At 47.3% G+C, this 25,574-nt stretch carries 26 protein-coding genes and 2 pseudogenes; 11 read left to right on the top strand and 17 right to left on the bottom strand.

Going from position 1 to position 25,574, the window contains the following annotated elements:
• Window positions 1–21: 21 nt before the first annotated feature.
• Window positions 22–822, bottom strand: a complete 801-nt coding sequence (locus EAO37_RS01520; protein ID WP_120944007.1) for a 3'-5' exonuclease — start codon at window positions 820–822, stop codon at window positions 22–24.
• Window positions 823–883: 61 nt separating this feature from the next.
• Here EAO37_RS01520 and gltX point away from each other — a divergent pair, with 61 nt between their 5' ends.
• A complete protein-coding gene (gene gltX, locus EAO37_RS01515; RefSeq protein ID WP_162982933.1) occupies window positions 884–2,263 on the top strand; it encodes a glutamate--tRNA ligase in 1,380 nt (459 codons plus the stop codon).
• Here the strand turns inward: gltX and EAO37_RS01510 are convergent.
• Window positions 2,260–3,504 (bottom strand): hypothetical protein, encoded by a 1,245-nt coding sequence (locus tag EAO37_RS01510; RefSeq protein WP_120951280.1) that lies wholly within the window; start codon window positions 3,502–3,504, stop codon window positions 2,260–2,262. The genes gltX and EAO37_RS01510 overlap by 4 nt on opposite strands.
• Window positions 3,505–3,774: 270 nt before the next feature.
• Between EAO37_RS01510 and selB the strand changes: the two genes are divergently transcribed.
• Complete coding sequence (gene selB, locus EAO37_RS01505) at window positions 3,775–5,631, top strand: selenocysteine-specific translation elongation factor (protein ID WP_120951115.1); 1,857 nt, start codon at window positions 3,775–3,777, stop codon at window positions 5,629–5,631.
• Here the strand turns inward: selB and EAO37_RS01500 are convergent.
• From EAO37_RS01500 to EAO37_RS01475, 6 genes are read right to left on the bottom strand one after another with little or no spacing between them, the layout of a single operon-like run.
• Window positions 5,628–6,017 (bottom strand): hypothetical protein, encoded by a 390-nt coding sequence (locus tag EAO37_RS01500; RefSeq protein WP_240451682.1) that lies wholly within the window; start codon window positions 6,015–6,017, stop codon window positions 5,628–5,630. The two genes, selB and EAO37_RS01500, sit on opposite strands and share 4 nt — an antisense overlap.
• Before the next feature lie 2 nt (window positions 6,018–6,019).
• The gene (gene motB / locus EAO37_RS01495; protein ID WP_120944015.1) at window positions 6,020–6,784 is read right to left on the bottom strand and encodes a flagellar motor protein MotB; all 765 of its coding nucleotides are present in this window, start codon (window positions 6,782–6,784) and stop codon (window positions 6,020–6,022) included.
• Complete coding sequence (gene motA, locus EAO37_RS01490; protein ID WP_120944017.1) at window positions 6,784–7,554, bottom strand: flagellar motor stator protein MotA; 771 nt, start codon at window positions 7,552–7,554, stop codon at window positions 6,784–6,786. The genes motB and motA overlap by 1 nt, the downstream gene beginning before the upstream one ends.
• Before the next feature lie 20 nt (window positions 7,555–7,574).
• Window positions 7,575–8,348: a HesA/MoeB/ThiF family protein gene (locus EAO37_RS01485; RefSeq protein ID WP_120951113.1), complete on the bottom strand. Its 774-nt coding sequence runs from the start codon at window positions 8,346–8,348 to the stop codon at window positions 7,575–7,577.
• Window positions 8,349–8,368: 20 nt separating this feature from the next.
• Window positions 8,369–8,986 carry an MBL fold metallo-hydrolase gene (locus tag EAO37_RS01480; RefSeq protein ID WP_120944021.1) on the bottom strand — a complete coding sequence of 206 codons (618 nt, stop codon included), beginning with the start codon at window positions 8,984–8,986 and terminating at the stop codon, window positions 8,369–8,371.
• A gap of 53 nt (window positions 8,987–9,039) precedes the next feature.
• A complete protein-coding gene (locus tag EAO37_RS01475) occupies window positions 9,040–9,804 on the bottom strand; it encodes a UDP-N-acetylmuramate dehydrogenase (protein ID WP_120951111.1) in 765 nt (254 codons plus the stop codon).
• A gap of 181 nt (window positions 9,805–9,985) precedes the next feature.
• Here EAO37_RS01475 and EAO37_RS01470 point away from each other — a divergent pair, with 181 nt between their 5' ends.
• Window positions 9,986–10,288 (top strand): hypothetical protein, encoded by a 303-nt coding sequence (locus EAO37_RS01470; protein ID WP_120951109.1) that lies wholly within the window; start codon window positions 9,986–9,988, stop codon window positions 10,286–10,288.
• 75 nt (window positions 10,289–10,363) lie between these two features.
• Here the strand turns inward: EAO37_RS01470 and fliQ are convergent, their stop codons facing one another.
• The 4 genes and pseudogenes from fliQ to bamD form a co-directional block, all read right to left on the bottom strand.
• Complete coding sequence (fliQ, locus tag EAO37_RS01465) at window positions 10,364–10,630, bottom strand: flagellar biosynthesis protein FliQ (RefSeq protein WP_120944134.1); 267 nt, start codon at window positions 10,628–10,630, stop codon at window positions 10,364–10,366.
• A 9-nt stretch (window positions 10,631–10,639) separates the two neighbouring features.
• Window positions 10,640–11,473 carry a prephenate dehydrogenase gene (locus EAO37_RS01460; protein WP_120951107.1) on the bottom strand — a complete coding sequence of 278 codons (834 nt, stop codon included), beginning with the start codon at window positions 11,471–11,473 and terminating at the stop codon, window positions 10,640–10,642.
• A pseudogene (lon, locus tag EAO37_RS01455) lies at window positions 11,473–13,880 on the bottom strand (endopeptidase La). Before lon ends, EAO37_RS01460 begins: the two are co-directional and overlap by 1 nt.
• Window positions 13,881–13,888: 8 nt before the next feature.
• Window positions 13,889–14,530 carry an outer membrane protein assembly factor BamD gene (bamD, locus tag EAO37_RS01450; protein ID WP_120944031.1) on the bottom strand — a complete coding sequence of 214 codons (642 nt, stop codon included), beginning with the start codon at window positions 14,528–14,530 and terminating at the stop codon, window positions 13,889–13,891.
• 110 nt (window positions 14,531–14,640) lie between these two features.
• Between bamD and fliW the strand changes: the two genes are divergently transcribed.
• The 8 genes and pseudogenes from fliW (at window position 14,641) to EAO37_RS01410 (ending at window position 21,100) form a co-directional block, all read left to right on the top strand.
• Entirely contained in the window at window positions 14,641–15,060 is a 420-nt protein-coding gene (fliW, locus tag EAO37_RS01445; RefSeq protein ID WP_120944033.1) for a flagellar assembly protein FliW, read from the top strand.
• Window positions 15,057–15,845, top strand: coding sequence for a pyrroline-5-carboxylate reductase (locus EAO37_RS01440; protein ID WP_120951105.1), 789 nt, complete (start codon window positions 15,057–15,059; stop codon window positions 15,843–15,845). Before fliW ends, EAO37_RS01440 begins: the two co-directional genes overlap by 4 nt.
• Before the next feature lie 12 nt (window positions 15,846–15,857).
• Window positions 15,858–16,538, top strand: coding sequence for a F0F1 ATP synthase subunit A (locus EAO37_RS01435; RefSeq protein ID WP_120951103.1), 681 nt, complete (start codon window positions 15,858–15,860; stop codon window positions 16,536–16,538).
• Window positions 16,539–16,760 (top strand): hypothetical protein, encoded by a 222-nt coding sequence (locus tag EAO37_RS01430; protein ID WP_120944036.1) that lies wholly within the window; start codon window positions 16,539–16,541, stop codon window positions 16,758–16,760.
• Complete coding sequence (locus EAO37_RS01425) at window positions 16,757–17,323, top strand: thiamine phosphate synthase (protein WP_120944038.1); 567 nt, start codon at window positions 16,757–16,759, stop codon at window positions 17,321–17,323. The genes EAO37_RS01430 and EAO37_RS01425 overlap by 4 nt, the downstream gene beginning before the upstream one ends.
• 92 nt (window positions 17,324–17,415) lie before the next feature.
• Complete coding sequence (locus tag EAO37_RS01420; RefSeq protein ID WP_120951101.1) at window positions 17,416–19,068, top strand: L-lactate permease; 1,653 nt, start codon at window positions 17,416–17,418, stop codon at window positions 19,066–19,068.
• A gap of 81 nt (window positions 19,069–19,149) precedes the next feature.
• A pseudogene (gene dnaJ, locus EAO37_RS01415) lies at window positions 19,150–20,261 on the top strand (molecular chaperone DnaJ).
• An 11-nt stretch (window positions 20,262–20,272) separates the two neighbouring features.
• Window positions 20,273–21,100, top strand: a complete 828-nt coding sequence (locus EAO37_RS01410; protein ID WP_162982153.1) for an NYN domain-containing protein — start codon at window positions 20,273–20,275, stop codon at window positions 21,098–21,100.
• On the opposite strand, the gene EAO37_RS01405 is transcribed toward EAO37_RS01410, so the two are convergent.
• From EAO37_RS01405 to EAO37_RS01385, 5 genes are all read right to left on the bottom strand, one after another.
• The gene (locus EAO37_RS01405; protein WP_120944046.1) at window positions 21,097–22,497 is read right to left on the bottom strand and encodes an outer membrane protein; all 1,401 of its coding nucleotides are present in this window, start codon (window positions 22,495–22,497) and stop codon (window positions 21,097–21,099) included. The two genes, EAO37_RS01410 and EAO37_RS01405, sit on opposite strands and share 4 nt — an antisense overlap.
• 126 nt (window positions 22,498–22,623) lie before the next feature.
• On the bottom strand, window positions 22,624–23,508 hold the full coding sequence (fliY, locus tag EAO37_RS01400) for a flagellar motor switch protein FliY (RefSeq protein ID WP_120944049.1): 885 nt from the start codon (window positions 23,506–23,508) through the stop codon (window positions 22,624–22,626).
• Window positions 23,505–24,566, bottom strand: a complete 1,062-nt coding sequence (gene fliM / locus EAO37_RS01395; RefSeq protein WP_120944051.1) for a flagellar motor switch protein FliM — start codon at window positions 24,564–24,566, stop codon at window positions 23,505–23,507. Before fliM ends, fliY begins: the two co-directional genes overlap by 4 nt.
• A complete protein-coding gene (locus tag EAO37_RS01390) occupies window positions 24,559–25,272 on the bottom strand; it encodes an RNA polymerase sigma factor FliA (protein ID WP_235852970.1) in 714 nt (237 codons plus the stop codon). Before EAO37_RS01390 ends, fliM begins: the two co-directional genes overlap by 8 nt.
• Complete coding sequence (locus EAO37_RS01385; protein WP_120944053.1) at window positions 25,259–25,570, bottom strand: hypothetical protein; 312 nt, start codon at window positions 25,568–25,570, stop codon at window positions 25,259–25,261. The genes EAO37_RS01390 and EAO37_RS01385 overlap by 14 nt, the downstream gene beginning before the upstream one ends.
• Window positions 25,571–25,574: the final 4 nt, after the last annotated feature.

The raw sequence follows: 25,574 nt of genomic DNA, 5'->3' as shown, positions 1-25,574 counted from the left end.
GATCTTTGCTAGCGCTCCAACTCAATGGGACATCTCAGTTTGGATTTCACGATCTAGGGCTTGGGTGAAAAGCGCGCTATAGGGTTTATCTTGGGGGAGCTTTGCTTTAAAGCCCACTAAAATATTCAAATAATGTTCTTTGGGCAGTTCTCCCTTCGTGAGTATGTATTTAAGATAGAGCCAATAGGTGTTGAGCACATCGCCCTGACAGTAGTTATCGATGCGCTCCAAGCGATCGCCCTCCTGATTGTAGTAGATTTCATGCACTCTGCTCCCACTCAAGCCAAATTTACCCGGTAAACCCGCCATAGCGCACACCCCATCTAAACTCAGCCGTGTTTGCGTGCTAAATTGTGAGAGGCTATCTAGGAGATCCACATGGAAAGACTCGCTGTAACGGGAACGGTAATGATTCCACTTGTCTTTTTGCGCGTAAAAAGCGCGCGCGTCTAAATTGTAGGCGAGGGCTTTGAGCATCAACACGGGCAAGTCAAAATTACGCCCATTAAAACTCACTAACATGGGTTCTCTATGGTTGAAAAATTCCAAAAAGTCGCTTACAAGATATTTTTCATCCTCATGCCCGGCTTGTCTGCCGAAATTACCCACCTTAATAAAATGACTCTGCGCATCAGCTAGCACACTGGCAATAGAGATCACCTTGTGCCAATGCAGGGGTAAGAACTCAGTGCCACTCTTGGCTTTTTGCATTTCAAAGGCTTTAGCGCAAAGCTCTAAAGGACTGAGTGTCCACTCAGGGTCCAATTCATGGCTAATGCGTTCAATATCTGGCACGGTCTCAATATCTAAGACACAAAGCATACACACCCTTTTAAGTCAGCTTATATTAAAATGTGCATTTTAGGACTTTTAGGCTTAAAGGATATGCATGGTTGTAACGCGTTTTGCCCCCTCTCCCACCGGGCATTTGCACATTGGGGGTTTGAGGACGGCTCTGTTTAATTATCTCTACGCTAGAGGATCGGGAGGAAAATTTTATCTGCGCATTGAGGACACGGATTTAGCGCGCAATAGTCAAGAAGCTACAGAGGCGATTTTACAAGCCTTTGAATGGGTGGGGCTAGATTTTGATGGGGAGATTCTTTATCAATCCCAACGCTTAAAGTTGTATCAAAACTATATCCAACAACTCTTAGAGGCAAGCAAGGCGTATTACTGTTACATGAGCAAGGAGGAGTTAGAGGCGTTAAGGGAGAGTCAAAGAGCACAGGGACAAACTCCCCGCTATGATCGCCGTTATAGGGATTTTACAGGCACGCCCCCACGAGGGGTTAGCCCTGTGGTGCGCCTGAAAGCCCCTTTGCAAGGAGAAATCGCCTTTACAGATGGGGTAAAAGGCGTGGTGGTGGTGCAGGCTAGAGAATTAGACGACTTTATCATCGCGCGCGCAGATGGCACGCCCACTTATAATTTTGTAGTGAGCATTGATGACGCATTGATGGGAATCAGCGATATTATTCGCGGAGACGATCACTTGAGCAACACGCCTAAACAAATCCTTATCTACCAAGCCTTAGGGTTTAAATTGCCCAATTTTTACCATGTCCCCATGATTTTAAACGAGCAGGGGCGCAAATTGAGTAAGCGCGATGGGGCGATGGGGGTGATGGATTACAAGGCTTTGGGCTATCTTAAAGAGGCTTTGCTGAATTTCTTAGCGCGCTTGGGTTGGAGTTATGGCGATCAAGAGATTTTCACTCTAGCAGAATTGCTAAAGCTCTTTGATGCCAAAGATTTAAATAGCGCGCCTAGCTGTTTTAGCCCCCACAAATTAGACTGGCTCAATACCCACTATCTCAAAGCCACCTCTAACGCCCAATTAGAGATACTTTTAAGAGATTTTGATCTACCCCCCGCCTTTGATCATCTTAACGCGCCCCAAAAGGATATGCTATTGAGCGCGCTCAAAGAGCGTTGCACGACTCTCAAAAGTCTAAGTGTGGGCATGCATGAGGTGTTAAGCCCCCCTGCTAGCTATGATTCTATTAAAAATCCACAAGCCAAAGCCCTGCTAGAAGACTTTATGCGCGCTTTAAAAGAGACATCTTTAGATAATTTAGAAAATACCCAAACCCTCTTGCACGCCTTTTTAGAGTCGCACGCGCTCAAACCCGGGGCATTCATGCCCGCCTTGCGTGTAGCGCTCTTGGGCAAGAAGGGAGGGATCGATCTCAAACAAGCCTTATTTGTGTTAGGCGATCAAGCTCTAGAACGCCTGCAAACTTTCTTAGCGCGCGCCTAGTGGCGGTGGCTACGCACAAAATCCACTAACTCTCTGGTGTCAATCGAGAGGGTTACAAATTGCTGGAAAGTGGTGTACCATTTGCCCCCCGTGCCATTCAAGCTATGCCCATCGCCCCCACCCATGAAGTTAAAGAACGCGTCCGCGCGCAAGCTCATAAATTTGTTCTTATAGACATAGTAGAGCGCGAGGCGTTGGAAATTAGGGGCGTGGTACCAAGGCAACCCGGTGTAGAGCGCGCGCCCATAGGTAGCATAAAATTTCATTTGGGGCTTGTCTGAAAAATAATACTTCTCATAGAAACCAAAGCCCTTGTATTGGACTACAAAGTCAAATTGCCCCCCAAAGCTATTATACCACTGGCTAGGTCCACACTTCACCCCAGAGCGCACACAATAATGCTCTTGTTCGGACATCGTGCCAAAGGCAAAAGAGATTTTATCCATGTAGGGCATGAGGCGTTTGAGATCGGTTTTGATATAACCATAGTAGTAGATGCGATCGAGCACTGTGGGGTTAGCATATTTGCCCGGCACACCCCCCTGAGGTTCCCCGCTAAAATAGGGGTAACCATTGGGCCACAAGGGGGTATCATCGTGCGCATTCATGTAGGAATTGCCCCCAAAGGGGTATTTATCGCCCATGCTATAGGGGCTGGTGTTGTGGAAGGCTACAATCCTGCCCCCAAAGCCCAAATACCCCTTTAAAAAAGACCATTCGGTAGAACCAAAGTAGAGCATTTGATTCATATTGTAATTCTTCTTAGCCGGACCATTGTTCCAGTTGCGCCCCCCATACCAGTCTATGATGAACTCCGCCCAGCCATTCCAAGCGCGATTAGGATTGTAGGCGGGTTTGTATTGCAACATCGCCCCTCTAGCAGTAGGGTCTTTAAACCAAAAGAGTTTCTTAAAGGCAGCAAGCGGGTAAGAAGAAATGGAGTAAGTTCTAGGGATGATGCCCACATAGGCTCTAAAATCCTTCCACGCCCCATTATAATACATCGTAACCCCCCAAGAGTAGGGAAAATAGCTGTAGTGCGTGTGCAGGTTTTGGATAAACCAGCCCCCAAACATTAAAGATTGGTTTTTATCAAACTGAATCCCAATTTCGGGCATGATTCGATTCTTCATGTTCACTAGGCTATTCCAGTAGGGATTCTCTTTGCCGGCCAAATTGTAGGTAAAACTGACGAATTTGAGATCGTAGGCAAAGCTAGCCGCCTGCCCTCCTGCTAGCATCGCTCCCCACAGCACCACGCCATATGGCAAAACCTTTAATGCCTCTAAACCTCTCATAGCACACCTCAAGTTCATAATTCATTTAAAATAGAATCAATATTTTACAATAATAATAATAAAATAAATCTTAATACACTTTATAGGACTATTGAATCCATGTATACCACTATACTATCTAATCTATGTGTAACGCGTTTCTATAAGTGTCCTCTTAGTCTTTGCGCTCAAGGGTTATGGTATAAATCCTTTAGGACAATAAAAGGAAGCGCTATGACATCTAGCCCATTGCCCCCCCCAACCAAGCCAGAGTATATTTTACTGGGCACTTGTGGGCATGTTGACCATGGCAAAAGCGCGCTTATCAAGGCGTTGAGTGGGTTTGATGGGGACACCAGCGCGCAGGAGAAACAAAAGGGCATGACGATTGATTTGAGCTTTTGTAGCGTGCAAAGCCCCCAGCGCACTCTAGGTTTTGTGGATGTGCCCGGACACCACAGTTTGCTTAACACGATGATCTCTGGGAGTTTTGCTTTAGACATGGCTTTGCTTGTCATAGATGCTAACGAGGGGATCAAGGCACAGACTTTAGAGCATGTCCTCATCTGTTCTCTTTTGCAAATCCCTTGCTTGGTGGTGCTCACTAAAGTGGATAAATGCGCACACACCCAGAGCTTAGAACAAGAGATTTGGCACACCCTGCAACGCCACCAAGTACGCTGTGTTGCGCTTTTCAAGTGTAGTATTTACGACCCCTCTAGTATAGAAGCCCTGAAACGCTTTTTACTCCAGCACCCCTTTAGCAAAAAAACCCCCCAAAACGCTCTGAAAGACCTATTTAGACTCTATATCGATCGCGTGTTTGTAGTGCAGGGTAGGGGGGTGGTGGTGAGTGGGACTTTATTGGGCGCGCCGGTGAAAGTGGGCGATCATCTCATCGTGTTGCCTTTGCAAAAGGGAGTGCGGGTGAAAACCCTGCACCAGCATGGCCAAGAAGTGGCGCAGGCGGGCATACACGAGCGCGTAGCCTTGCACTTGGGCGGGATCAAAGCCCAAGAGCTCAAAACGGGCATGCTCTTGAGCCATAAGGGGGTGTTGCGCGCCTTCCACATTTTGGATGCCAAACTGTTAACCCCCCCAGATGCCCCTCCGCTCAAGCACAACCAAATTGTGGGTGTGCAATTAGGCACTCTGCGCGCCCAAGCCAAAGTTCTCTTATTAACCCCCCCCTTTGTTACCCTTATTGTGGATCAAAAGCTCTTTGCATGCTATGGGGAGCGCGCGATCTTGAGTTGTCAGGGGCGTGTGTGGGGTGGGGCTTTGATCTTAAACCCCATTGCCGATCCACTCAAAAAACACCTCAAGCACGCTTTACTCTGTGCCCTAGAAGCCCAAGACTTCTCCCAAGCCTTCGCGCTTTTAAGCCAAGCGCACCAAAAGGGCTTTGGGCTCTTTTGTAGCGTGCAACGCTTTGCTCTTAGCCATGCCCTAGCCCTAGAAATCGCCAAACAAGTCCCCAACACCATTGTGGATACCCAAGAGATGGTGATTTACCCCACTAGCGCGCTATCTAGCCTAGTGCGATCCCTCAAAGCCACTTACGCGCGCAATCCGCACGCCTTATTGAGTGTCAAGGGGGTTTGTGCCAAGCACAGCCATGTCAGCGCGCACCTAGCCACTTTAGCCTTCCTTGCCTTAGAACAACAGCACTTCTTAAGCCACGCCCGTGGGTTGTGGATGCGCCAAGGGGTTAAATTAGAGCAACTCCAAGATAATTTGAAAGCCCAACTTTACAGTTGTATCCAAAATGGGGGCTTTGCTCCCCAAGCTCCCTACAATCTCTACGATGCCCTAGATGTGGATCGTCAAGCTGGTGATGACGCGCTCAAAGCCCTCTGCTACGCCCAAAAGGTCGTGCGTTTGTGCCATAATGTCTTTGTGGATAAGCAAGTTTTAGAGCGCGCTGTTTTGTTGATGCAAACCCTCTTAAAGCAACATGGGTATTTAGACATCGCGCTTTTAAAAACCCATGTAAACTTGTCGCGCAAGTTTTTGATCGCCTATTTGGAGCATTTTGACACCTTGGGGATGAGCACTAATTGCCATGGCAGACGCCAAGCCAAGCCTTAGGGCAGCCACTTTTCTATAGGGTGCAATACCTGTGTCCCAAAATCGCTTTTGATCTCCACACGCAAGGGGTCATCACAAAAGACTTCGTAGCGCATTTTCTCATGCAATAAGAGGGTGTAGCTAGGTAAAATGGGCAAGAGCGCGCACCGGTCTGCATTCAGACTAATGTGGTTGATACGCACCCTCTCTACTAGGGCTTCAATCTCTAGCACCCGCTTAAAGCGTTTAGCTCCATAAGCACGCGTCCAAGTCAAATAGGGGAGCTCTTGGGTGTAGAGAGTAGCGCTTAGGGGGAGGGGAGGGGGTTTTTTTTGCAAGAGTTCTTCGCCCGTAGGCAGGGCTTGCGCGCCCAACACCAGCAAGCCCACTAATAAGAATCTAAACACGACTATTCTCCCTCAAGACCTCTATCCAAAATGGAGTGGAGTTTTTCAATATTTTGGGGGGCGGTGGAGAAAAAGATTTCCACGCGGTTATTGCGCATGCGATTCTCCACGCTATCATTGGGGGCGATGGGATTGTTTTTGCCATAGGAGGTAAAAGAGAGTTTTTGGGGGTTGATCCCATCTTCAATCAAAGCGCGCATTACCTTAGAAGCGCGGCTAGCGGCTAATTCATAATGATCTTTAAAGCGCACTCTAGGGGGGATAGGGGTGTTATCGGTATAGCCACGCACATTAATTTGCACTTGGGCGGGCAGGGCGCGGATGATGCTAGCGATTCGCACAATGTATTCGCGCATACTAGCGTTGATAGTGTCGCTATAGGGATTGGTAAAAATCAAGCTGGAGGGGAGTTTGAGAATCGCCCCCTGATCGGTTTGCTCTAGCACACTCCCCTCTCCTACTTTTGTGATCGTGGCTTGTGAGCGCACAAGTTGTTCGCTAGCACTGCGCTCTTGGGTTACATCGTTTTGCAAATCCCCGGGAGCGGGGGGGATGGGGATGACAGGCTGCACCGCATCGGGGACGGGAGCGTAGTCAAAGATTTTAATAAATTCTTTTTTGAGCGCCTTGACTTTAGCCTTATTGACTACCGAGATCGCATAGAGGGCGATAAAAAGGGCGAGTAAGAGGGAGAGAAAGTCCGCGTAAGGCACTGCCCAGCGTTCCCCAGCCGGGCATTCTACCTTTTTGCCTTTTTTCTTTGCCATTATTCAAACATGGATTTTTTGGGCTCACCCGGGGCGATGTAGTTGAGTAACTTCATCTCCAAATCCCTAGGGTTGTCCCCATTGGCAATCCCAATCACGCCTTCTAAAATCACGATCTTTTCCTTGAGAATATCCTTAGACTTGTTTTTAAGCTTGTTGCCAAAAGGACCAAAGAGCGCATAAGAGCACATGATCCCTGTTACTGTGGCTGTAAAAGCCCCTGCGATCCCCAGGGCCATCTCTTGGGGGTTGTCTAACTTCTGCAAGGCTAACATCAAGCCCAAAACCGCTCCCACAAGCCCAAAGGTGGGCGCGCTCTCCCCAGCTGTGATCCAATAGTGGGCTGCCCCATGGTAATACTCCTCTAACTCCTCAATCGCCACTTCTAGACTCTCTTGCACGGATTTAATGTCCTTACCATCCACAATCATGGAAAACCCATTGCGCGCAAAATCGTCTTCAATTTGGGCGACTTTAGATTCTAGGGACAACACCCCATCTTTACGCGCCATTGTGGATAATTCTACAATGCTTTTGATGGTTTCTTGCAAGTTGATCTTGGGGTTGAGAAACACAATCTTGATCTCTTTATAAGCCGCTTTGACATGGTGGGCATGGGTCCCCACCATCGCCGCGCACAGAGTCGTGGGGATGATGATGATGAGAGAACTCAAATGCACTACATGCACCGGGTTACCCCCCTCTAAAATATCGCCCACGCTGATCGCGACAATAGCAAAGATCACACCAAGCACAGAGGTTAAATCCATAAATGCCCTTTCTTATTGCTTTACTGGGGGTAGTCGCTTAAGCGCGTGATCCCTTGATCGCCACACACACGGCACTGCGGGTTTTTCTTCACGCCCACGCGTCTAAAAACCATTCCCTTTGTATCCACCCCTAGCAAGGTGTCTGTGAGTAAGGGGAAACCCAAGAAATATTTGATCGCCTCAGCCGCTTGGATACAGCCCAACAAGCCGGGCAACACCCCAAAAAGCCCGGCTTTAAAGACAGAATTGAGGGCAGGGTCTGGGGGGGTGTCAAACACACACGCAAAACACGCGCTTTTTTTAGGCAAGATCGTCATGGTCTGTCCACGGTGTTTTAGCACACCGGCATGGCTGTAGGGCTTGTTCTCCAACACGCACGCGTCATTAATGAGGAATTTACTGGCAAAATTATCGGTCGCATCAATGATAAAGCTATAATCTTTGATGATCTCTAGGGCGTTGCTGGCATCTAACTTAGTGAAATAGGTGTCTACGCGCACTTCTGGATTGAGGGCTAACATCTTGCGCTGGGCAGACTTGACTTTAGAGGCGTTGATTTCATCGGTGGTGTGGATGATCTGGCGTTGCAAATTGCTAAGTTCAATGATGTCAAAATCCAACACCCCAATACGCCCCACACCTGCGCCAGCCAAATACATCAGATTGGGCGATCCTAGCCCTCCCGCGCCAATGACTAAAACGCTCGCACTCAAGAGTTTTTCTTGCCCGGCCTCTCCCACATCTTCAAGCATCAAATGACGCTCGTAGCGCTCTCTTTGCGCGTCATCTAACATGCGTATCCTTCCATAAAAAATTAGAGATGGGCAATCCACGCCTTCATATGGGGTTGTTCTTCTTTAAGTGTCGTGGGTTGTCCGTGTCCGGGATAGAGGGGTTTATCACAAGGGCTTTCAAGATTTTCAAAGCGAATCAGGGAGTCTTTCATGTCTGCGCAATTGGAGTAGGGAAAATCGTAACGACCGATACTGCGGTGGAAAATAAAATCTCCGCTGAAAAACACGCCCTCCATCTCCACCATGCAACACCCCGGGGTGTGTCCGGGGAAATGCCAATAGGTGATGGGGATATTGGCGACCTCAAAGGTGGTGCGCGCCCTCTGGCATGCCACGGGGCAAATCTGCTCTGCTAAACAGGGAGTGAGCCCTAGAGAAAAGCAATCGGTAGTGAGCATGAAAACATCATCCTTGGGAGCGAACAAGGGCACATGGGGCCAAACTGTTTTGAGCGCGTGCGCGTCCCAAATGTGATCGTAATGCCCATGCGTGATGAGAATTGCCAAGGGTTTTTTAGCGTTCTCAAGCACCCAAGCGCACGCCCCCATACCCGGATCCACGATAAAATCCCCCTGTTCTAGGGACGCGATATAACAATTCGTCTGGGTGTTCCCAAAAGCCTGCACCTTGATTTGCATCACAATCCTTTGCCGCCATTCTAGCAGATTTTTACTAAAGCTACCAAAGCTACCTAAGTGAGGATACACACCTCTTCTTGCAATAAAATCCCAAACGCTTTAAAAACCCTCTCCTTGGCAAGCGCGATCAACTCTAGGGCTTCCTCAAAATGCGCCCCCCCTAGATTGATTAAGAAATTAGCATGCGCGCTAGAAAAACCCACCCGCCCCAAGTTAAACCCCCTAAGCCCCACAGCCTCTAACAATCTGCCGGCAAAATCCCCGGGGGGGTTTTTAAAGCAACTCCCAAAGCTGGGTTTTTTAGGGTGGCAGGCGCGCATGCGTTTGCATTCTTGAAAAACACTCTCTCTAAATCCATGTTTTTTTTGCAAGCGCACCCCAAAAACCACCCCCTCAAACGCGCTAAAGCGATAAGATAGCCCCAAAGCTTGGGAGTCTAACCATGCCCCATTGATATTAGCCTGCAAAACAACACCGCTCATCTGGTAAGCCTTCATGCCTGCATTCATCTTAAGCAATCCACCCACGCTCCCGGGCAGAGCACCCAAAAACTCTAGCCCCCCTAAGTTATGATCCCTAAAATACTTAAAGAGTGCTTGCGCGCTGGTTTTTGCCCCCACTTCTACAAAACTCCCCCTATCTTCTATGTAGTCAAAACAGCGATCCAAAATCGCTAAATTTTGTGCGTGAGGGGAAACTAAGAGATTATTAGCCAAACCCACCATCTGTACCGCATAATCCCCACGCTGGCGCAATAAAGCCACCTCAACCCTGCCTCCGATCTTCACGCTGGAGTATTTAGAAAAATCCAAGATCACAACGCCCTTTCTAGAATTTTAAGCTCTTAAGACCTCTCATTATAGCAAGTTTAAGATAAGCTGTGCTACAGTCAGTGAGCATAGCTTATTGGCTATGAATTCCTACATAAAGGACATCTATGAGACAGTTGTGCGCCAACGCGCTAGAACCCCCCTTCAATATTCTTAATAAAGGATTGAAATGAAAAAAATACCATATGAAAAGACTCAGCGTATTTATGAACTCAGACAACAAGGTTTGACTCAGGCCAAAATCGCCCGGCATGAGGATGTGGGAGTCTCCCAAGCCACAGTGTCTAAGCACCTTGCAGAACAGGCATATCTTAAAGAGATCCAAAGTAAGGACGAAGAGCTTAGGACTACTAAAAAAGAGCTTAGGGTTGCTAAAGTTGAAATTGTCGGGTTGAAGGCCACTATTTCTCTTATCGAGTCCGATTTACAGCTTGTTAAGTCCAAAATTGAGGAGCTCGAATCTGAAGAATAGGTGGCTACGCGGTTTCTTGCTCCAAATCTCCTCCACCTGCGGAGGATTTTCGGACTTGTGTCTACTTTTTACCTCTTAAGAAGCAATCTTAGGAATGAGCTTAAATAGCATGCTAGCGTAGTCTAAAAGCATGTTGAGCATCCAAGGCATGGTTAGGATAATCACGGCGATCACGGCGAGGATTTTGGGCACAAAGGATAGAGTCATTTCGTTAATCTGGGTGGTGGCTTGGAATATACTCACCAAGAGCCCCACCACCAAGCCCACCAAGAGCACAGGCAAGGAGATCATCAAGGTAATTTTATAGGTTTCAATGGCAAGCTTCATCAATTGGGCTTCCACAAACACCCCCTACATAAATTCTTGCAGACAATTAGCCCGTTGCATCCACGCGCACAAATCCTTCCACTCTTGGGCTTTTAGCATGTCTTTGGTGCGTTGCATTTCTGCAATGAAGAGTTCCAAGGCTTCTAGCAAATGGGTTTGGTTTTGTCTAAAAATGTCTTCCCACATCTGCGGAGCACTCTTAGAGAGTCTACTCATATCCCTAAACCCTCCAGCAGCCAAAGAGAGGATATTTTGTGGGCTTTCTTGGGCTAACACCACATTAGCTAGGGCATAACTAATAGCATGGGGTAAGTGGCTCACAAAGGCGACATGCCGATCGTGATCTTGCGCGCTCATTTTCACCATCTGCATGCCTAATGCGCTAAAAACTTCTTTGGCGCGTTGCAAGTGGGTTACCCCACTTTGTTCACAATCCACCAAGATCACGATCTTGTGTTTATACAGACCTTTCAAAGCGGCTTTGGGTCCATGAAACTCTGTCCCACACATCGGGTGGCTAGCCACCACTTGGGGGCGCAAAGTGCTAGGGATTGCGCGCACAATTTGTTCTTTAGCCCCACCTAACTCAATGATGGTGCTGGTGGGCGTGCTTGGCAAGTGGGTTAAGATGTGGATAATCCCCTCCACAGGAGTCGCCAAGATGAGCAAGTCGCATGTTTGTATCTGGCTAAACTCCACACATTCCTCAACCAACCCCAAACTCAAAGCCATTTGGGCGTGCAAGACATTGCGATCAAAACCCACCAGACTTTTGATGCCCAGTTGCGCGCGCACCTCCTGCAAGGCTAAACCCATAGACCCCCCCATTAACCCCAAGCCCACAATACCTACACGCATTAGGGCACCAAAGCTATTTCTAGCACATCTTCAATATGGCGCACGGCTTTGATCTCCATATTCTCTTGCACCTCTGCGGGGATGTCTTTTAGATCTCTGTGGTAGTTTTTCTCAGGGATCAAGGCGGTTTTGATCCCCGCCTTGTAGCTGGCGATCAATTTTTCTTTCAGCCCTCCAATGGGCAAAACCCGCCCGCTCAAAGTCAGTTCGCCCGTCATCGCCACATCGCAACGCACTCTCCTATCGCATAAAATAGAAGCGATGCTAGTAGCCATCGTGATCCCAGCACTGGGACCATCTTTGGGAGTTGCCCCTTCGGGCACATGCAAGTGGATGTCATAGAGCTGGTAAATCTTGCCCTCTTTGGGCTTTTTCTTTTTGGGGACCAACACTTCTTCATCAAGGCGCGATTTCACCACCGAGTGCGCGATGTAAGCCGATTCCTTCATCACCTCGCCCAAGCTCCCCGTGAGTTTTAAATTTCCCTTGCCTTTGAGTTTGATCGCTTCAATTTTAAGCACATCTCCGCCCACACTTGTCCATGCCAAACCATTGACAATCCCTATAGCGTCCTCTTGATCGATAGGGTCGATCTCAAAGACGATCTTGTCTAAAAATTCGGGGACATTGTCTGTTGTGATATGGATTTTGCGCTGTCTTCTAGATTTGGGTGCTTCTTTTAAGGCTTTTTCCTCACTGCTGTGTAAAATTTTCTTGGCGCACTTGCGATGATACTTGCTAGCGCACGCCTCAAGCTACGCACCCCCGCCTCACGGGTGTATTTTTCAATGATGAGTTTGATCGCCTCTGGGGTGAATAACACTTCTGTGGGTTTGAGCGCGTGCTTTTTGAGCTCTTGGGGGATCAAGTAATTGCGCGCGATCTGCTCTTTTTCTTGGGGAGTGTAACTAGAAACGGCGATAAATTCCATGCGATCCCTTAAAGGGGGGGGGATCGTGGTGGTGTCATTGGCGGTGGCAATGAAAATCACTTGGGAGAGGTCGATGTTAAAATTGGTGTAGTAATCCCTAAAACTGGTGTTTTGCTCAGGGTCTAAAATCTCTAAAAGCGCGCTGGCTGGATCGCCACGCATGCTTTTATCCACCTTGTCGATCTCATCTAACACCATCACGCAATCCATCTTCTTAGCTTCAATCAAGCCCTGCACAATGCGCCCGGGCATAGAACCTAAATAAGTGCGCCGGTGCCCCCGTAATTCATTGACATCTTCTAGCCCACCCAAGGCGATGCGAATCAAGGGGCGTTTGATAGCTTTGGCGATGGAATTAGCTAGACTGGTCTTACCCACCCCCGGAGGACCATAGAAGCACAAAATCGTGCCCTTAGTCTCCTTACTCTCCGTCTGGCGTAAGCGCAAGAGCTCCATCGTGGCGAAGTATTCTACAATGCGTTCTTTGGGTTTTTCTAGGCTGTAGTGATCGGCATTTAGCTGTTTTTCTACATCTTTGATAGAGAGTTTTTTTTGGCTGTATTGCCCAAAAGGGATGTCTAACACCCACTCAATGTAATTTTGCAAAATCCCCACATCGGAGCTATCTTGGTGGATACGACTCAAGCGTTCGATCTGTTTTTTGATCTCTTTGTGGACTTCTTTAGTGATGAAGGGTTCGATCGCGCTGAGTTTTTGGGTGTATTCTTGGATCTCTTCATCACGCTGTTTGTCCACGCCCAATTCTTTCTGGATTTGCTTGAGTTGCTCTTTGAGGAAGTATTCCTTATTCACCTGCTCCATTTTGCTATGCACTTTACTCTTGATCTCTTTTTGTAGTTTTTGGGTTTTGATCTCCTCCATCACCAAATCAATGAGGTCTAAGAGTCTCTCTTCGGTGTTGTCGTTAGCAAAGAGTTTATAAGATTGATCTTTTTTAAGGCGCAGGGCGGAGGCGATTAAATCCACAATGCGATTGGGATCGCTATTGTCCTCAATGGCACGCAAGAGATCGGGAGGGAAGAATTGGCTGACATTAGCCAAATTGCCCACCTTCTCCTTGAGGATTTCTAAAATCGCGTTGGTTTTGTCGTGATCGTAGTCTTTATAGGTGATCACATCTACCATCGCCTCTAGGGGGTCATGGGATTGCAAACTCAAAATGCGCCCCTTGCAAATCCCCTGAAAGAGAATCTTCATGCGGTTATCAGGCAGGATCACCTTACGCACAATACTCCCAATGACTCCCACATCGTAAAATTTCTCTTCTAAAGCCTTATCACCGGGGGTGTTCTTAGCGCAACCCACGAAAATGAGATCGTTTTTATCTTGAGTAGCCTTGTTGGCTGCCTTGATATTGGCTTCGCTATTGATGAAAAGAGGGGCGATCATGAATGGATACATGAATGCCTCTTCTTCTACAATCACTGGCACTACACTTGGAAATTTCTCTGTCATATCAACCCTTACCAATTGAATATCGCCACATACCAAGGCATATAAGACTTCTTAGGATGCGTTTCTTTTTCTAGGACTTCGTCCACGCGCTCCAAATAACGCTTCACCCCTTCTTTTTGGTGGCGTTTTTTATAGACATTGGCGATCGCGCGGTTGAGCTCGTTTTGTCCTAAAATGAATTTGACCTGCATATACTCCACCTGATTGATAAAACGGCTATTGGGGTATTTGTCCACGAAGTCATTGAGCATGCCAATGGTGTTAGACATAAATTCTTGATCCTTGCTGTGGTTTTTGAAAGAATAATAGCGCGCTTGGAGTTTGAGGTATTTGAGGTAGTCAATATTGCTCTCATTGCCAAAGCGTTTGATGTATTCATCAAAGTAGTATTCTGCCAAAATAAATTCTTTTTTCTTCAAATGGGCTTGCCCCAGCGCGATCATCGCCACGGGCACTAGGGGCGAATTGATGTGTTCGCTTTGCAAAGAGGAGTAGTAATTGTCCGCGGTTTCCAAATTCATAAACAAAATTTCGCGCAAAATCCCCTGATACCAAAAGATCGCGGGGCGGTTGTAGATGGCATCCTTGCCCTTTTTGGCACAGCCCAACCACAACACCGCACACGCCAACGAAAGCCACAACACGCGCATGTCATTCCTTTGTCCTAAAGCCCTATTATATCAAAAATCCCCCGTTAGAATTGATTTTTAGAGTGGATTGTAGTAAAATCGGGGCTTTACACCATGTGCTAAGGGCGGGAATGTTATTTAGTGTCAAATCCCCCATTTTGGGGTTTGAGCAAGTTTCTAGAATGGAGCTAGAGAAGATTGATGAGATTTTCATGCGCCTGCGCAACGCCGATGACATCGCCCCAACTTTCACTTTAGTCAATCCCTTTGCCCTGCGCGCTTATGAATTTGATATTCCCATGGGTTTGCAAGTTTTACTGAATTTAGACAGCGCGCGCAATATTCTCATCGCCAATATTATGGTGATTCAAACTCCCCTGCAAGAATCCACAATCAATTTCCTAGCCCCCTTAGTCTTTAACTTTGATCACCAACTTATGGCCCAAGTGGTGTTAGATAGCGCCAAATACCCCCATTACCACATTTCTGAAAAGATCGCTAGTTTTTACCACGCCCCAAAAGAACAGGTTAAACCTGAGGAATGCCCATGAAAACACGCCTGCTTGTGGTGGGTTATGGGCGTATGGCGCAAGCCATGTTGCGAGGTTTTGCCACCCACGCGTCCAAGCTAGAGTCCTTTTGTATCCAAATTACCGGGCGCGATCCCAAGAAAATCCGCCCCTTTGTGCAAGATTTGCCTCTTGAAGTGGCGATCTTACCCCCCACTCCCACTTTAGACATTGAAGATGCCATCGTGCTTTTAGCCACGAAACCCTATGGTTTGGAGAGTTTTAAATACAGTGGCATGGCTTCTTTGGTGCTCAGTGTGTTAGCCGGGGTGAGTGTGGGTAAGCTAGCTGGGCACATAAAAAGCCAAGCCTACGCGCGTTGTATGCCCAACATCGCTGCAAGTTATGCCCTCTCTTCTACAAGCCTATATGCCCCCTGCGCTACCCCCGCTAGAGATCGCGCCCGCGCGCTTTTGGAGTGCTTGGGGGGGGTGGTGGAAGTGTCTAGCGAAGCGCTCATTGACGCGTCCTTAGCTACCAATGGGAGCGCGTTAGCCTTTTTGAGTATGGTGGCGCAGGGTCTAGTAGGCGCGGGGGTGCGTGAGGGTTTGGGTTACGATCAAGCCTTCGAATTGGTCGCGCAGAGTTTCAATGGCTTTGCTAGACTACTAAGGGAGAACACCCCCCAAGAGATTATCAACGCCATTTGCACCCCCGGGGGAGCCACCATTGAGGGCTTAAGTGTGCTGGAACAAAGGGCTTTTAAGGGGATTATCATGCGCGCATGCCACGCTGTAGTCAAAAAAGGGCGCACTAAATCAAGCTAAAAGAGAGAGGACATGGAACATAGATTATTCACTTTTGCCGGGTTACTCAGCACGGATCACAATTTCATCATCGGGTTTTACACCATTGTGTGCGCGTTAGCCACTCTCATAATTGGCAAAATCGCCACTAGCAGGTTGCAGATGGTGCCCTTTGGGTTGCAAAATATCTATGAAGCCACCATTGAGGGGATTTTGCATGTGGCTAAAGATGTGATCGGGGAAGATTTAGCCCGCAAGTATTTCCCCCTAGCTGGCACGATCGCCCTTTTTGTCTTTTATTGCAACATGATAGGCATCATTCCCGGATTTGAAGCCCCTACGGCTAATTGGAGTTTTACGCTGGTGCTCGCCCTCATTGTCTTTTTTTACTACCACTTTGAGGGGATTCGCACCCAAGGGCTTATCAAATACTTTAGCCACTTTCTAGGTCCAGTCAAGTGGCTCATCCCTATCATGTTGCCCGTAGAGATTGTTTCGCATCTCTCTAGGATCATCTCGCTCTCTTTCCGTCTCTTTGGCAATATCAAGGGCGATGACATGTTTTTGCTTATCATGCTTTTATTGGTCCCATGGGTGATCCCCATTGCCCCCTTCATGGTGTTGTTTTTCATGGGGATTTTGCAAGCCTTTGTGTTTATGATCTTAACCTATGTCTATTTGGCCGGAGCCCTTATCGTGGATGAAGATCACTAAATGAAAAAAGCAACTCTAATCGCCCTATTGGATTTTTTTGCCGGGCTATTCGTGGGGATCGCGTTGGTGTGCGGGGGTTTGTGCCTGTTTGTCTTTAAGGAAGCGGAGTTGGTGGTGTCTATCTTTTTTGCGCTCTTTGTCTTTGGGTTATTTAGCTTTTTTGCCCTGTTGGCTAAATCTATGGGGGCATTGCTCAAAGACAGCACGCGTGAGCGCATTTGAATCTACAATCCTACTTCATCACCCCCCCTTATTTTGGCGCGTTGACTCCGCGCGATTTTAGAAGTGCCCTTTTCAAAGTCTTGCGCACACACCGCCCCACGCACGCGTGCTTTAGGGTGGATCAAACTAAGCACACCCTACTAAGTTGCTTTGTGTCTACATGCCAAGAGTTTGGGGTGAGTAGCTATGTGAATTTAGCCCACTTGTGCGCCAGCATAGAAACAGCCTTGGGTTTTGGTTTTATAGGCGTGCATGCCAAGGCGAACGCGTTATTGGCTCTAAAGCACATCCCCGCCCATCTGCACAGTTTTTACAGCGCGCACAGCGTCTTGGAAGTGCAAGAAGCCCTAGAACAAGGCGCACACTTGGTAACTCTTAGCCCCATTTTCCCCACTCCTAACAAACCCCCCGCTTTGGGCTTGGAGTATTTGGATCGCCTAAGCCCTACACAAAAGCAACGCGTTTTTGCGCTTGGGGGGATTACCCACAGTGCCCAGCTCCCTTTATTAGCCCACAAAGGGATCAAGGGTTTTGCGGGCATACGCTTTTTTGAATCCAGCTAAATAGTAACACCCCTTTATCTGCCTCCCAGCTAAAAACCCCTTGCTGTAATCCAACATGTTATACTCCATTAAAATGTTCTAGGAGTTGCTAGATGGAGTGGCACCAGATTTACGCCCCCTTGGGGGGCAATATTTGGTTGAGCGCGTTGGTGGCGCTCTTACCCATTGTCTTGTTTTTTGCCTCTTTGATTGTCTTTAAGCTCAAGGGGCACACCGCTGCGTTTTTAAGTGTGGTGCTCTCTGCACTCATTGCCCTTTTTGTGTATAAGATGCCCTTTGTGATGGTGGGGGCTAGCTTTGTCTATGGCTTTTTATACGGGCTTTGGCCCATTGCGTGGATCATCATCGCTGCCATTTTCCTCTATAAGCTCTCTGTTAAATCCGGCTATTTTGAGATTCTCAAAGAAAGCGTGCAATCCATCACCCCTGATCACCGCATTTTAGTGATCCTCATTGGATTTTGCTTTGGCTCATTTTTAGAAGGGGCGATTGGCTTTGGTGGACCAGTAGCCATCACCGCGGCTATTTTGGTGGGCTTAGGTCTTAATCCCCTCTATGCGGCTGGGTTGTGCTTGATTGCCAACACCGCCCCGGTGGCTTTTGGGGCAGTGGGTATTCCCATCACCGCCATGGCTGGGGCTGTGGGTGTGAGCGCGCTAGGCATTAGCGCGATGGCAGGTAAAATCTTATTTTTTGTGAGTTTGCTTGTGCCCTTTTTCATTGTGTTTTTAATGGATGGGGTGCGTGGGATTAAAGAAACTTTTCCAGCCGTGTTTGTGGCTGCCTTTAGTTTTGCCCTTGCGCAGTATCTAAGCTCTAACTATCTAGGTCCAGAACTCCCCGGGATTCTCTCAGCGATTGTTTCGCTCGTAGCGACCGCGGTATTTTTGCGTTTTTGGCAACCCAAGCACATTTTTAGAAGCGATGGCAAGGAGATTACACACGCACACCAACAACACCACATCTGTAAGGTTTTTGTAGCATGGGCACCCTTTATTATCCTCATTATCACCATTGTCATTTGGACTCAGCCTTGGTTTAAAGCCCTCTTTGCTAAGGGCGGGGCATTGGCTTTTTCTAATTTTTACTTTGAATTTGAAAGCATTAGCCAAAAGATTTTAAAAAGCGCGCCCTTTGTGTTGGAGGGCAAGAGCGCGACTAGCCCGGTGATCTTTAAATTGCCCTTGATTAACACCGTGGGGACCTCTATTTTTGTCGCTGCAATTTTGAGCGTTTTTGTGCTCCGTGTCAAACCTAGAGAGGCAGCTAGCGTGTTTGTAGAAACCCTCAAAGAAATGCGCTACCCGATTTTAACCATCGGATTAGTTTTAAGCTTTGCCTTTGTGTCCAATTACAGCGGAATCTCAGCGACAATGGCACTCGCGCTCACCCACACGGGTAAAGCCTTCACTTTCTTCTCACCCATCATCGGCTGGGTGGGCGTGTTTCTTACCGGGAGTGATACAAGCTCTAATCTGCTCTTTGGCTCACTCCAACAGCTCACGGCTAATAATCTTAAAATCCCTGAGGTGCTCACCCTCACGGCTAACACTGTGGGAGGCACTTTAGGCAAGATGATCAGCCCTCAAAGTATCGCGATTGCATGCGCGGCAGTAGGGTTAGCGGGCAAAGAATCCGATCTATTCAAATTCACGGTGAAATATTCTGTGATCTTTGTGATCTTGATGGGGGTGGCTATCACCATTATTGCCTATGGCTTCCCCCAGATTGTGCCCAATGCCTAAAGCCAAAACCCTAGACTTTTAACAAGAGGCTTAGGGGTTTTGCGCTAGAATGGAGGCTTTAAAAAAGAGTGAAAGGTTGTCGTGGATTACTACGAAGTCTTGGGCGTGGATAAAAAAGCGGATAAAGAAACACTCAAAAAAGCTTATAAGAAACTCGCCCTAAAATACCATCCCGATCGCAACATGGGCGATCAGGAAGCCGAAGAGAAATTCAAGGAGATCAATGAGGCTTATGGCGTGCTAGGGGACGATCAAAAACGCCAAATCTACGATCGCTACGGCAAGGAGGGGTTGCAAGGGCGCGGGGGGGCGGGCTTTAGTGATTTGAGCGATATTTTTTCTAGTTTCTTTGGGGAGGATTCGATCTTTGGGAGCGTCTTTGGCAAACAAGAGAGCCGTTCTAAAATCCCCAAAGACGCGCTGATCTCCTTGGAATTGAGTTTTAAAGAAGCCGTCTTTGGGTGTCAAAAATCTATCAAAAATGTTTACAAGACTCTATGTCAAGATTGCGCAGGGAGTGGGGCTAAAGAGGGCAAACTTAGCACTTGTGGGCTGTGTAAAGGGAGGGGGCAAACTTACACGCAACAGGGCTTTATGACTTTGGCTAGTCCTTGTCCTAGATGTCAGGGCAGGGGGCAGGTTGCTACAGAACAATGCGCGCCCTGCAAGGGGGAGGGTTTTGTCATCGCGCATGAAGAATTTAGCTTAGAAGTGCCTGAGGGCATTGACGGGGGGCAGAGAATCCGCGTGGGGGGGCGGGGGAATGAATACAAAAAGGGAGTGCGGGGGATTTGTATTTGGAAGCGGTAGTGGGGGCGGACGAACATTTCGTGCGTGAAGGCTTGCATGTTTTCATTGAAGTGCCCGTTTTTTTCACTTCCATTCCTCTGGGGAGCACGATTATGGTGCCAGCCCTCAAGCAGGAATTAGAGCTCAAAATCCCCCCCAACACCCCCAATCGCGCCCAATTTGTGTTTAAAAACCAGGGAGTGAAAGATGTCAATAGCACTAGACATGGGGATTTGATCGCTGTGATTAAGATCGTTTACCCGGAACGCTTAGAGGAGAAACAAAGAGAATTATTACTCAAATTACACGAGAGTTTTGGCTACCAGAGCGAACCCTATAAAAATGTCTTTGGGGTGTGTTATGACAAAGTCAAGCAATGGTGGCAGGATTTAGTGAAAAAATAGCAAGGAGTTTTATGGAAAATACACAAAAGGCGACACTAGCCATTTTCGTAGATTGGGAAAATTTGCGTATTGAGTTAGAGAGTATCCAGCGCTACCACAAGGAGTTTGGCGAGCAATTTTTTCGCTTCAACGATCAGGGGCATTTGCGCGCGTTTTTTGCGGCGTTTATGGAAGAGGATGAAGAGTTGATGGAGGATAAAATTTTTTTATATGTTTCTACTCCTCTCAAGGAGTGGGAGGGGCAGATTTTAGATCACAGCCAAGATGGTTACAAGCTAGAGAGCTATAAACAACAAAACCCTGAAGAGTATAAGCAGGCTAGGCGTAAATCCGATATCACTAAGATTTTCAACCAAGAGATGCGCCTGTCTGGCTTTTTTGAAGTGCGCCAAGTGAAACTCAAGGTGGAGTTTGAAGAGCGCAATAGCCCAGAGTATGTAAAGGAGATTGGTAAAGATGTCAAAGTCCCCAAGATCAAGCCTCGTTTAAAGCAAAAGCAGGCTGACACCTATTTGACCGCCGATGTGGTGCGTGTGAGTTGTAAAGAACTGGCTGATCGCATTTTACTCTTCAGTAAGGATACAGACATGGTGCCCCCTTTGGAATACGCTAAAGAGGAGGGGCGTAAGGTTTTTGTCGCCCATATCACCGAGAGTGGTTACTTCGTCCCCAACGCGCTCAAGGAAATAACGGGGAATGCGGGCGTGCGCCAAAGAAATATCAAAGAAATCTTAAGCAAAATCCCCAAAGGGCTCTCCAAACCACCTATAGAAAAACCCAACCGTCCTACCCCCCCTTTCAACGCCCCCCCCTTAAATGGCGTTCTCAAACACCCCTAGAAATTATGCACCCAGTTGAAGAAGATGCTCATCTGGGTTTTATACACAAGGGTTTCAGAAAACCCGCTGATTGTGCCTTTAAAGTAGGTGTTATCAATGACCGGGAAACGCATACCAATTTCAAAACCCTCTGTGCCGATGTTGGTGCGCAAACCGATGTTAATAGGTAATTGGAAAAAGGTGTTGTCCAAGCGCGCGCTACCTCCAGAAGCCTTAATATTATCCGTCAAAGTAACCCACCCATTAGAACCCTGCACTAGCCATGAGCTCCCTGCAAGGATGAGCCCGGCAAAAAGACCGGAGGTGAAATCACCGCTTTGACTCTCATAGAAATTCCATAGTACATCTATCCCCGCGCCATAGATAAAATTATTCAACGCCCCGTTTAAACGGCTATTGCCATGCTGGTAGCTAAAATATTCATAATAACGCAAGCCAAAACGCCGTTTAGCCCCAAAGAAATGCTTGAAGCCAAATTGGATATCCACCCCATACATGTTGCTATCTTGACTACCCATGTTGATGAATTGCTCTAAAATCCCCAAAGTGGGGATGGCAGGACTCACCTCAAGTTGTCTGTAATAACTCAATAAGTCGCGTAATTGCTGGGGTTGGGCTGTGCTCATGGAAGTTAAGCTATTCTTCAACACATTATTGAGGTCTTGTTGTCCCTGCGCGATGTCAGAAGCCCCTTGTAAGAAAGTTTTAAACGCTACACCGCTTGCAAAGGGATCGCTTTGTTGGACTTGCTTAGAAAATGTGTTTAAAAGACTACTGCCCCCCGGATACATGGGCGCAAACAGCCAATACATGCTCGCGCGCAAAACCCGTATATCTCTAAAACTCAAGGGTGTAGGAGAGTGAATCAAGGTGTTAAAGGGAATCATGCCTAGACCCAAAGTGCCATCCTGACCTGTATGGTGCGCGCTGTTTTTACTCATGTAGTCAAACAACACCTGCCCGATATTTTGTTGCGTGATCACCACTCCATCATAAGTCGTGCCCGGTGGCAAGACTTTTAAAATGGTGGAGATGGCTAAATTAATGGAGTCGGCATAAGAGAGGGCGTTGATCACATTTTGCATCTGGGCTTGGCTGACAAGACAGCCCTTTGTAGCGCATGAACTATCCTTAACAATTCCCTCTATAACAGCGATCTGGCGCGCAGCCGCGGCGATGTCTGCCTTGCTTGCGCCGGGTCTAAAGAGTTTGTAAAGTATAGAGCTTTGGGTGCTAGGGCGCAAAGACTTCAAGGCTCCGGGCGCATTGGAGTGTTCGATGGTTTGCATGCGTGAGAACTCAAACCCTATATCGCTATAAAACCCATTGCTCTCCGCGCATAAAGAACAAAAACCCATTCCAATCCAAGACAATGTCTTTAAAACGGGTTGTTTCATAGTGATCCCTTATCGCTGGGGGGGGGGGTAACAAGCACCAAATCACACCTCCAACGGGTATAAATCTAGATCGCCATGATAAAACTAAAATCTTAAAAATAACTTTTAGGGGCTAATTTATGGGCTCTAACTCTCTTTGAGTTGCTCTAGGCGTTCTTTCTTGCTACCAATATCTGTGATCTGAATCCCAAAATTCCCATCGATAATCACCACCTCGCCCTTAGCGATCACCTTGTCATCCACTAAAATCTCTAAGGGATCATTGACCATTTGGTTGAGTTCGATCACACTCCCAATATCCATGGACACCACATCTTTTAAGATCATCTTCTTTTGCCCGATACGCACCTTGACATTGAGCTTAATGTCTAAAAGCATGTTAATGTTACGCACTTCCACTTGTTCTAGGTGGTTATTATCCCCTTCTGTGCGTTCACTCTTGGGCACCACGGGGAGATTAGGCATGGAGGGAGAGTGTTTGATCTTAGAGGTGTTTTGTGGGGCAACTTTCTTTTTGAAGAGGTCAATGAAAACCCCGCCACAGAAAATAAAAAAGCTAGATTTCACACTCCCTAATTCAAACCCAAATTCAAAGCCATCGCTATAAGGGTCTAGCAAGGAAGCGTCATGCGCGTCCACGGCTTCACTCACTTCAAAGGACAGCTTAGGGATCACTTCTTGGGCTTGCAAAGCGGTGGTGAGCGCGCCAAAGATATTCGAACCAATCTCCTTGATTGCATCTAAATCGTCTGTCTCTAAATTCTCTTTGCTAGTTCCCTCGCCCCCTATCATCATGTCCGCTAACGCGGTCGCCATAGGCACGGGAAGGGCTAGAGTGATGGTTACATTGGTTTCGGGCTTGACTTGCACCACCACAGAGGCATGTTCTATAAAAATAAAATCCCCCACCGAAATTTCGTTTTTCAATTCTATCGCTGGAGTTTTGCCCAATAGCCCGCCTAGAGTGGAAGTGCATTCTTGGACAAAAATCTTTAAAAAATCCTCTATCATTCCTCTTCCTTGCGAATATTGCCGATCTTGATCTTGCGTTGATTCTCTAGCACTTCTAGCACCTCTTTAACGCGGTCTTTTTCTGTATAGATCACTTCTTTAATTTTGATCGTCTTGCGGTAACCCTGGTAGCCCACCGTGGCTAAGTAGCGTTCCTTTTTGTCAATATTAACCACCACCGTATCATTAGCCACCTTGTTAAGACGCAAGGTATCCCCCACAACCAAGTCCAAAACCTCTTTGAGAGTGAGCTTCACACTCCCCAAAAACGCCGAAACATCTACACTCGCACCGCCCACCAAGGCTTGTAATTCTTTATTGCGACTCTTTTTGGAACTGGTTTCTGTGAGCATCACATCGCGATTCCCCATTTTAGATAAAATGCCTTCAATGGAGATCACTGGGTAGCACAGATTCATCATGCCCCTAGAATGCCCGATCACAATCTCCATCACCACCATGATGACGATTTCGTTTTGCGCCACGATCTGCACCACATTCGCGCTGGATTCCTTAGCGTCAATGGTGGGAAAGAACTCTGTTACTGGACTCCAAATGTCTTTGAGAATCTGCATCACCTGCTTTAAGATGGTGTCTAGCAAATTGAGCTCAATGTCGCTAAATTCGCGGGTTTGATCGTAAGAGCCTCCCTTGCCCCCTAATAGGCGGTCGATCATAGGAAAGACGATGCTAGGATTGACTTCTAACACCCCCGTGCCCCCCACTGGCTTCATAGAGAAGACATTAAAACTTGTGGGGCTGGGTAAACTCATCAAAAACTCCCCATAAGTCATTTGATCCACGCTGTGGAGCTGGATTTCTACAATGGATCGCATGATGGCAGAAATTTGGCTAGAAAGGCTACGCGCCATTTTATCATGGATACTTCTAAAGGATCGCAACTGTTCCTTGCTGACCCTATTGGGGCGTTTGAAGTCGTAGAGAGTGATCTGCTTTTGGGGCATGATCTCTTTTTTCTGGAGGGTGTTGACATCCTCTGATTCGTCTACAACCTCTAGGAGAGCATCGATTTCTTCTTGGCTTAGAATATCAGCCATAAGTGCCTCCCAAGCTGGAACGGATTTTTTTAATCACTTCCTTGATGATTTGTGAGATTCGAGATTCGGTAACCCCTAAAATCTCTCTAATCTCACCCAAGTGCAACTCCTCAAAAAAATAAAGCTGGATAATGAGCTGTTCACGCTCGGACATGGTCTTTAACACGCTATGCACATGGGCGATGAGCTCTTCTAACTCCAATTTCATGCCAATCGTGTCCTGTTCTATGGCGTTGAATTGCTCATCCATAGGCACATGCGCATAGACATCAGACGCTACTTTGGCTTCCCTAATCTTTTCCAAATCCTCTTGCAATACCTCAGCTAAGTAGCTATCATCGGGTTCATACCCATGTTCGTTATAGTACTTAGACACCTCGTAATCAATGCTTTTAATGAGCTTCCTAGAGGCGCGCGAAACCACATCTAAGGATCGCAAGTAATCTAACATTGCCCCGTTGACACGGGTTTTAGCGTAGCCCCAAAAGGAATCGTTGAGCGCGACATCGTAACGGCGCGCTAGCTTGATTAGCTCTTCAGTGCCCACTGACACCAGATCGTTAAAATCCACAGTGCTAGGGAGTCGTTCTTTCAAGCGGAAAGCCATCGCGCGCACAGCCGGGAGGTATTGGATAGCTAGATCGTCCTGGGTGCTTTGGATTTGCGCGTCATAATTGGATTTCTTAAGCACTTTATTGCTCATCATACTCATAATCATGCACATACTTCAAAAGCGCGTCTATCTCTTTTTCTCTCTCCACAAACTCTTTATTGAAAAGCCCTAATTTGCGTTCCAACTCTGCCTTATTTAAAAAGCGTTTGCGTGGATAAATGAAAGTCATGAAGATGGAGGCGAACAAAAGCATGATCATGTAAAAACCCGCTGTAGACACCAAAGTGCCAAAAAGCACATACTCGGGTTCATCAAACTTGATTAAAGAGAGAATAAGCCCGATGAAAAACCCCCCTACGATCGCAAAATTCACAAAGTTGTCCACTTTCATGCAA

Source organism: Helicobacter sp. L8 (genome assembly GCF_003660355.1).
In the GTDB taxonomy this organism is placed as follows: Bacteria; Campylobacterota; Campylobacteria; order Campylobacterales; family Helicobacteraceae; genus Helicobacter; species Helicobacter labacensis.
The sequence above is the reverse complement of the archived record's forward strand: the minus strand, read 5'-3'. Positions and strand labels throughout refer to the sequence as shown.

Excerpts from the sequence above, each read along its gene's own strand:
- EAO37_RS01520 (WP_120944007.1), bottom strand. The coding sequence starts at position 822 with ATGCTTTGTGTCTTAGATATTGAGACCGTGCCAGATATTGAACGCATT.
- EAO37_RS01510 (WP_120951280.1), bottom strand. The coding sequence starts at position 3,504 with ATGCTAGCAGGAGGGCAGGCGGCTAGCTTTGCCTACGATCTCAAATTC.
- selB (WP_120951115.1), top strand. The coding sequence starts at position 3,775 with ATGACATCTAGCCCATTGCCCCCCCCAACCAAGCCAGAGTATATTTTA.
- motB (WP_120944015.1), bottom strand. The coding sequence starts at position 6,784 with ATGGCAAAGAAAAAAGGCAAAAAGGTAGAATGCCCGGCTGGGGAACGC.
- motA (WP_120944017.1), bottom strand. The coding sequence starts at position 7,554 with ATGGATTTAACCTCTGTGCTTGGTGTGATCTTTGCTATTGTCGCGATC.
- EAO37_RS01485 (WP_120951113.1), bottom strand. The coding sequence starts at position 8,348 with ATGTTAGATGACGCGCAAAGAGAGCGCTACGAGCGTCATTTGATGCTT.
- EAO37_RS01480 (WP_120944021.1), bottom strand. The coding sequence starts at position 8,986 with ATGCAAATCAAGGTGCAGGCTTTTGGGAACACCCAGACGAATTGTTAT.
- EAO37_RS01470 (WP_120951109.1), top strand. The coding sequence starts at position 9,986 with ATGAAAAAAATACCATATGAAAAGACTCAGCGTATTTATGAACTCAGA.
- EAO37_RS01460 (WP_120951107.1), bottom strand. The coding sequence starts at position 11,473 with ATGCGTGTAGGTATTGTGGGCTTGGGGTTAATGGGGGGGTCTATGGGT.
- bamD (WP_120944031.1), bottom strand. The coding sequence starts at position 14,530 with ATGCGCGTGTTGTGGCTTTCGTTGGCGTGTGCGGTGTTGTGGTTGGGC.
- fliW (WP_120944033.1), top strand. The coding sequence starts at position 14,641 with ATGTTATTTAGTGTCAAATCCCCCATTTTGGGGTTTGAGCAAGTTTCT.
- EAO37_RS01440 (WP_120951105.1), top strand. The coding sequence starts at position 15,057 with ATGAAAACACGCCTGCTTGTGGTGGGTTATGGGCGTATGGCGCAAGCC.
- EAO37_RS01435 (WP_120951103.1), top strand. The coding sequence starts at position 15,858 with ATGGAACATAGATTATTCACTTTTGCCGGGTTACTCAGCACGGATCAC.
- EAO37_RS01430 (WP_120944036.1), top strand. The coding sequence starts at position 16,539 with ATGAAAAAAGCAACTCTAATCGCCCTATTGGATTTTTTTGCCGGGCTA.
- EAO37_RS01420 (WP_120951101.1), top strand. The coding sequence starts at position 17,416 with ATGGAGTGGCACCAGATTTACGCCCCCTTGGGGGGCAATATTTGGTTG.
- EAO37_RS01410 (WP_162982153.1), top strand. The coding sequence starts at position 20,273 with ATGGAAAATACACAAAAGGCGACACTAGCCATTTTCGTAGATTGGGAA.
- EAO37_RS01405 (WP_120944046.1), bottom strand. The coding sequence starts at position 22,497 with ATGAAACAACCCGTTTTAAAGACATTGTCTTGGATTGGAATGGGTTTT.
- fliY (WP_120944049.1), bottom strand. The coding sequence starts at position 23,508 with ATGATAGAGGATTTTTTAAAGATTTTTGTCCAAGAATGCACTTCCACT.
- fliM (WP_120944051.1), bottom strand. The coding sequence starts at position 24,566 with ATGGCTGATATTCTAAGCCAAGAAGAAATCGATGCTCTCCTAGAGGTT.
- EAO37_RS01390 (WP_235852970.1), bottom strand. The coding sequence starts at position 25,272 with ATGATGAGCAATAAAGTGCTTAAGAAATCCAATTATGACGCGCAAATC.
- EAO37_RS01385 (WP_120944053.1), bottom strand. The coding sequence starts at position 25,570 with ATGAAAGTGGACAACTTTGTGAATTTTGCGATCGTAGGGGGGTTTTTC.